Origin of the sequence: Actinomadura rubrobrunea NBRC 15275, assembly GCF_001552235.1 — a bacterium.
Classification (GTDB): domain Bacteria; phylum Actinomycetota; class Actinomycetes; order Streptosporangiales; family Streptosporangiaceae; genus Spirillospora; species Spirillospora viridilutea.
The window spans coordinates 1-6,802 of record NZ_BCQU01000159.1; the positions used below are offsets into that span (position 1 = coordinate 1).

Genomic DNA, 6,802 nt, shown 5'->3' on the forward strand with positions numbered 1-6,802 from the left:
TCGGTGACACCCCGTGGGCGCTTGCGGTCACTCCGGGTGGCACCCGCGTCTACGTGGCCAACCGCGACTCGGACAACGTGTCGGTGATCAATACGGCGACGAACACGGTGATCGACACGATCACCGTGGGGGACGATCCGGTGGGGGTGGCGGTGACTCCGGGTGGTACTCGGGTCTACGTGGCCAACGGCGGCTCGGACAACGTGTCGGTGATCAGTACGGCGACGAACACGATCGTCGACACGACCACCGTGGGTGACGGCCCGGTGGCGCCGATCGTCACTCCGGGAGGTACTCGGGTCTACGTGACCAATCAACTGGCTGACAGTGTGTCGGTGATCAGTACGGCGACGAACACGGTGACCGACACAATCACGGTCGGCGTGTCTCCGGAGGGGCTGGCGGTCACTCCGGGGGGTACTCGGGTCTACGTGGCCAATGTCGGTTCGGACAACGTGTCGGTGATCAGTACGGCGACGAACACGGTGACCGACACGATCACCGTAGGCACCAATCCTCTAGGGGTGGCGGTGACTCCGGGTGGTACTCGGGTCTACGTGACAAATGGCCTTTCAGACAGCGTATCGGTGATCAGTACGGCGACGAACACGGTGACCGGCACGATCACCGTCGGTTCGGAGCCCGTCAGGGTGGTCAGCGGCCTCATCCCCGACTGAACCACCCTGTCATGGTCATGAGTTGATCAGCTGTGGCGTCCATGTAGGAACACTGTTTTTCCAGCCCTGGACCCATTCAAAAATTCGAAGTTGCGACAGGTCCAGGGCCGGATGGCGGTCGCTCCAGTAGACCATCGGCGGGATGTCGAGAGCGGCTACCGCGGCCTGGCTGAGGGGCAGAAGGGCCGTTCTGGTGGGAGAAAGGCCGTATCCCGGCGCAAAGGAGGCCTTCACGGTGGCACATTCATGCGAGGCGGCGAGAGGGGACGCTGGCCGCGGCCGTCTCAGCCGGCGGGGATGGCGGTCCGGTCCAGGCGCCTGCTGATCGCCGTGGCCGTTCTGGCCGGACGGAGCGCCACCAGGGGGCCGAGGCCGCTCGGCGCCTGGTGCGCACTTCGCCAAGGGGGAGAGGCGACTGTGCGAGGCGGCGCGGTGGCCTTGGCGCGCCTTCGCGTGAGAGGTTGTCGGCCGCCGACGGTGGGCGAAGTAGCGGGTCAACGCCTGGCGCACGTCGCAAATGATCAGCTCGCCGTCCGTGCGAGCGAGGTCGACCAGAGCGGTCTGATTCGTCATCCGGCATGGTCACGTTGATGGCGTGTGTCCGTTGACCATGGGGCGGTGGGCTCGGGCAGGTCAGCGCTTGGACGGGTGGGCGGATCGGTCGTAGCGGACCGGTCGGCGATCAACGGACCGGGTAGGTCCCGGCTGTTCGATCCCTCGTACCCGCCAACCGCTTGCCGCCCGGTGCGGCAGTCAGATGGCCGTCGAGGGGGAGGGCGTGGGGCGTGGTGGGGAGAGCCGCGGACTCGCCGACGGGTGTCGATTCCGGAATGTCGTGGATCTGAGGGGTATTCGGTTTGCGGCGGAGTCGGTGGGGCGGCCCGCCGAGATGCCGCGATACCGCTAAGAAAAGGGAACGGCAGGAGAAGTGCCGACGTCGCCGTACGTACGCCCAGCTTGAAGTCGTCCGCCTATATGGCGGCGTCATCTTTAGCAGTCATGTCGTGACGGACTGATCTCACCGTGCAAATTTTTTCGAGCGGGGAGTGTCAGTTTACTTTTATTGAAACATCGGGTCGGCAGGCTAGGTTCTGCTGGCGCTCCCAGACGGCGGGGGCGGTGTCCGTGAGGCGTACGTCGCCTCGCCGCGACTGACGGAGGAGAATCACGATGTTCAAGAAGACTTTCGCGGCCACGGGTCTAACGGTCGGTGCGGCCGCCGGGGCCCTGTTCCTGTCCACGCCCGCGCACGCCGACGAACAGACCGACGCTCCGCAGAACGTGATCATCATCTACAACACCAACACGAACACCAACACGAACAACAACTCGGCCACCGCGACCGTGAGCGTCCCCGGCCTGCTGTCGCTCCTGGAGCTGTGACCGCGTTCCGGGCGGACGCGGAGCGGTGCGCTCCCGGCTGCCGATGCCGGGGTTGTGACACCGAGATCGGCGTAAGCCGCTCAACAGCCTGATCCTGGGATGCCGGAACGATCGCGTTCCGGCATCTCTCCTTATGGCGCCGCGCCGTCCGCACCATGGTCTATAGGTGTGGCGGACAAGCCGCAGCGCGCAGAGGAGTCCGGCTGTGCTTCCCCGTTCAGTCCGCGCTCCTGGTGCGAGCCTGGCCAGTCCGGACGGCTGCGGCTGCCACTGCGAACGTCGCCGGTCGAGCGGGTGGCGCCACAGATCGCGGATGTGCGGCCCCGGCAGGAGAGGCGGCAGAGCATGCGGCTTTCACTGGAGGGCGTCCGCTGATGCTCGTGCGGGCGGCGCTGCGGTGGTTCCCTGACCGCTTCGCCCTCGTGCGTAGGGCGACATCCGTCCTCCGTACCGCCTGCAGAACGCCGGGCGTCACTGGAACGGCGCCACGATCGGATCGTGTGGTCACGGACGGCATGCCTTCGGCGGCTCGCCATGGTCGCCGGAGGCATGCCGTGCCCCCGAAGGCGCTGCACTTCACGGCCCCGTATGCAAACGGCCGGGCGAGGCCCCCGATAGACGCCCGGCAGCCTGTCGAAGCGCCCGCCGGCGGCGGCGATGACGCATAGTCGCGCGGCGCATCCCGCTAATCGGAATGGCCGAGTGCGTCTCCGCCGCACGTCTCGTTGTGAATTCCAAAAGGCGCGAAAGTCATTCTCCGGTGCGATTGGCGGGCGGTCATCGGCCGAAAGACGCGTTACCGGCCGCGGGTGGAGCTATGTCCAGATTGCTGGATTGGTGCTGATCGCCCCGAGGTTCATGCGATCAATTTATGATTCACTCTGACCGGTTTTTCGTGCTCTTTTTCCTGTCTTTGCATCGCCGCCAATACTCTTGATCGCGACGGTGGACATCGATGCTCTCCGAGTCGTGAGCACCACGCATGACGAGAGCGTCCCCATCAAACAACTTGTCCACGACAGGTGAAGGAGAACCACGATGCTGAAGAAGGCCTGTGCTGCGGCTGGCCTGGCGATCGGCGCGGCGGCCGGGGCTCTGCTCCTGAGCTCGCCCGCTCAGGCTGCCCCGCGCGGCGGCGAGGACATCAACGCGCAAGCGCAGAGGCAGACGGTGACCATCACCGCCAACAACACCAACACCAACACGAACACCAACACGGCGACGGCGACGGCGACCGCCAACGCCAGCCTCCTGTCCGGCGGCGTGATCTGAGCCGGTCGTCGAGGCAAGCAACGTCGCTCTGATCCATCCGATCGCGACGAGACGCGGTCGGCATGTGATCGACCGGCAGAGCGGGGTGCTGGGACGGCAACGTCCCAGCACCCCCTTTGTCATGTGCGGAGAAGAACGTGGGGGTTGTCAGGACCCAAGCCGGAAGCGGGTGGATCCTCCCGGCTTGAGGAGGCGGTGTCCCTGGTCGGCGCGCAGGCGCCTGGGCGGTGTCCGACTGGTGGCCGCGGCCGTCGAATCGGACGGGTCGGCCCGTGTCGGGCTCACGCACCGTTGATGTGAATCGTCCAGTGTGGATGGGACGGGTGGACCGGTGGCCGTTGTCGATGCGACACTGGCGCCGATGTACGGCGACAAAACGGGAACCGCGTCCCTCTCGGCGGTATCGGGGGTCATCAGGGGGTGCGAGGTAGCGGACTGAAGCGCACCCGAGCCGCTTCTGCAAGCGGTCAAAGGCGCGCCGCGCGTGTCCGCGAATCGCCGCCGACGGCCGCGGTGAACCGTGACCGCCATGCCGCGTCGCGGTCGGGCGCCGACCTGTCGGCGCATTGGAATAGTGGTGAACGCTTGATCGAGCCGGACCGGCGCAGGGCGGTCCGCTGCTGATTCCGTCGGCCGGCAAATTCCCCGAAGCGCGTTATCGCGGGCAGATCGCCCTGTCGCATATGAAGCGCCTTATTGAACGCGACGCCAGGCTACCCACTTCGCCCAGTAGAAATTGTGGGTGTGGACGATCGAGAAGTCGTGCGGCGCCGTCGGCCAGCTCTTGGCGGCCGGCTGCTTGGGGTCCAAGGGGACGATGACCAGCGTCACGTCCTTCGACACGGACCCGGCCTTGGTGCGGTCGAACGCCCTCAGATGCCTGCGCGTCTGGAAGATTTGGGACACGATGACGCGCGGGTCCATGCCGACGGGGTCCATCGCCACGACGTCCCGCTCGTTGAGCCCGGCCGGCGCCAGCGAGGTCGTGAGGTCCATCTGCTTGCTCAGCGTGCGGCTGATCTCCAGCGCGGCCAGTGTGGCGACCGCGCAGTGCAGGGCGATGACGACGCCGAGGGCGGCCGGCCAGAACCTGCGGTGCCGCAGCAGCGGGATCAGCAGAAGCACGGGGAGCACGAGGCAGGTCGCCCAGCCCAGCCGGAGGTCGTGCCAGGTGCGGGTGAGCACGCTCATCTCCGGGAAGTCGAACAGCACGAAGATCTTGTCGGACAGCTTCCCGTCGGAGTACCACCAGACGACGAGGGCGCTCAGCGGCGCAAGAGCCGCCGTCACCAGCACCGCCCACCGGGTGCTCGCCCACCGCGCGCGGAACGCCACGGCGAAGCCGGAAAGGAAGAGCGCCGGTGCGACACAGGACAGGTATCGGCCGTAGACGAGATTGCTGACCGTTCCCTCGTTCGGTATCGCCGCGGAGGTCGCCACTGCGATACCGGCGGTCGTTCCCACCAGGAGCGCGGCCGCTGCCCGCACGGCCCGCGGTTCACCGGAGCGCAGTGCGACGACCACGGCGGCGATCAGACCGACACCGGCGATGCCCCAGGTGGAGGTGAGCAGGTACCAGAGCTTCCCGGTGACGAGGGTGAGCGTCCAGGCCCATCCGTCCAGGCTGGTCAGTCGTTCCTTGGCCAGACCGTCCAGGGTCTGGGCGCCGGCGGGGTAGAGCCGCAGCAGGAGCCACGCGTTCATGAGCCATCCGACGACCCCGCCGCCGGCGAGCGTCGCGGCGGACGCCAGGGTCTCGTTCTTGTCCGCCCAGTCGCGCACGAGGACGACCAGGAGCAGCGCGGCGTGCATCACGACGATGACGACGCCGCGGTTGTGCGTGGCGAAGGTGTAGGCGGCGAGCGCGCCGGCGGCGACGGCCCAGCGTATTCCGGCGCGAGTGAGCCACGAATGGACGCAGAGCAGCCAGCCGAGGACGGCCACGGGGAGCACCACGTCCGTCAGCGCGAATTGCCCGTGATGGAGGATTGAGGGCATCAATGCAGTGGCCATCGCCGCCACGTACGCCTTGCCCTTCGTGATTTCCAGGCGGCGCAGGGCGATGTAGGCGAGCGGGAAAAGGAAGGCGCCGATCAACGCGTTGATGGCCAGCGCGATCCGGTACGCGGTGAGCGGTTCCTCGGTGATGAGGTAGGCGGGGGCGATGAGCAGCGGATAGCCGCCCTGGTACAGCACGAGGCCCGACAGGTTGCTTCCTTCTCTTCCCGCGATGAATCGCGCGGCGACCAGATATCCCGTTTCGTCGGGCATGACGGGCGGCAGGCGGTGCGCCCAGCTGAGCGCCAGGCGGACGAGGAACTGCAGCAGCCAGCCGCCGGCCAGCAGGTGCGGCCAGGAGATCCGCCGTCCGGACGCGGCGGTCTTCGCGACCGCCTCCGCAGGTGCCCTCGTCAGCCCGAAACCCATGACGCTCGATACCTCGCTTCGCTCCCCGCCGGACGTGCGCCGTACGTTCCGCCCGAGCGCTCCGGATGATCAGAAGAAGGCTATTACGGCCCGTCCCAAAGCTCTGTGGTATTGGGGGTATGGCGCCTTTGAAAAGTGGTGCCCGTGGTGGATTGTTGGCCGCCGCTTGTCATGGGCCCTACTGAAGGCGGCGGGGCGGGGTGCGGGAGGGAATGCCGCAGGCGGGGCGTTCTGTCGTCATTTTTTGCGGCATTCCGATTTGCCGTCGACGGTGGACGCGTCCGGTTCGCCGGAACCGCCTCTCTCCGCCACCGTAAAACAGTCCGCCGAATCGGGTAAACGATGGCCGCGATCGAGACATTTCTCTGAGATCCGCCGGTGGAGCGGTGTTACCTTCTGCTTGGCAGACCCGTCGGCTCGCCCATCGGCTCTCGATTGAGCGGGTCCAGCGGCGGTCCGCCATGGATTCGGTTCTTTCCGGGGCCGCCCCGCCGGACCATTCCGGGCGACGGCGGGGCGATCCATGTCGATTCGCCGGATCGGTGTTCGGCATTCCGGAAAACGCCGAGAACACAATGATGACGCCATGATGGTGCGGGCAGCCGGCGATCGCGCGGGCTGGGCCGGCCGTTGCGGCGGCCATGCTCCGCCCGGAGCCGTCGGATGCCCGCTCCGGTGAGACGGCGTCCGAGACGGCGTCGGTGAATCGTCAGTGAGGAGCCAGGGTGATGTGGCCGGAAGCGATCCCGTCCGGGGCGCGGCGCCCCGCGGATCGGCTCCGCCCTGCCCGGCCGGCGCTCGCGGCGCGCATCGCGATCGTCGGCGGTCTCGCGCTGGCGGGTTGGATCGCCGCCGCGCTGCTGACGCACGCGGCCGACGCCGCCGTCACCGACACCGACGAGGTCGCGCTCACCGAGGCGGGCGGCGGACCCGCGGCGGGGCAGCGGTATCACCGACAGATCGTGGACGAGGTGCTGCGGGGCGTGTCGCGCCTGGTGGACGCGCCGGACGAGCAGGCGGCCACGGCGCCGGAGGCGCCGGCC

The 6,802-nt window shown here is 67.5% G+C and carries 6 protein-coding genes; 4 read left to right on the plus strand and 2 right to left on the minus strand.

From position 1 onward, the window contains the following. The coding region (locus AR3_RS28200) for a beta-propeller fold lactonase family protein (RefSeq protein WP_157406812.1) at nucleotides 1-677 on the plus strand (677 nt) is incomplete at its 5' end. 15 nt (nucleotides 678-692) lie between these two features. Here AR3_RS28200 and AR3_RS30935 read toward each other — a convergent pair. Beyond that, on the minus strand, nucleotides 693-911 hold the full coding sequence (locus AR3_RS30935) for a hypothetical protein (RefSeq protein WP_146150162.1): 219 nt from the start codon (nucleotides 909-911) through the stop codon (nucleotides 693-695). Between the two features lie 936 nt (nucleotides 912-1,847). Here AR3_RS30935 and AR3_RS28205 point away from each other — a divergent pair. Then, entirely contained in the window at nucleotides 1,848-2,060 is a 213-nt protein-coding gene (locus tag AR3_RS28205) for a hypothetical protein (protein WP_067918572.1), read from the plus strand. Between the two features lie 1,038 nt (nucleotides 2,061-3,098). Further along, nucleotides 3,099-3,332, plus strand: coding sequence for a hypothetical protein (locus tag AR3_RS28210; RefSeq protein ID WP_067918574.1), 234 nt, complete (start codon nucleotides 3,099-3,101; stop codon nucleotides 3,330-3,332). 693 nt (nucleotides 3,333-4,025) lie between these two features. Here AR3_RS28210 and AR3_RS28215 read toward each other — a convergent pair. Further along, nucleotides 4,026-5,759 (minus strand): phospholipid carrier-dependent glycosyltransferase, encoded by a 1,734-nt coding sequence (locus AR3_RS28215; RefSeq protein WP_067918576.1) that lies wholly within the window; start codon nucleotides 5,757-5,759, stop codon nucleotides 4,026-4,028. Nucleotides 5,760-6,487: 728 nt separating this feature from the next. Here AR3_RS28215 and AR3_RS28220 point away from each other — a divergent pair. After that, the coding region (locus tag AR3_RS28220; RefSeq protein ID WP_157406814.1) for a hypothetical protein at nucleotides 6,488-6,802 on the plus strand (315 nt) is incomplete at its 3' end.

Bases quoted from the DNA above. Each gene is read 5' to 3' on its own strand.
- AR3_RS28205 (WP_067918572.1), top strand. From the start codon at position 1,848: ATGTTCAAGAAGACTTTCGCGGCCACGGGTCTAACGGTCGGTGCGGCC.
- AR3_RS28210 (WP_067918574.1), top strand. From the start codon at position 3,099: ATGCTGAAGAAGGCCTGTGCTGCGGCTGGCCTGGCGATCGGCGCGGCG.
- AR3_RS28215 (WP_067918576.1), bottom strand. From the start codon at position 5,759: ATGGGTTTCGGGCTGACGAGGGCACCTGCGGAGGCGGTCGCGAAGACC.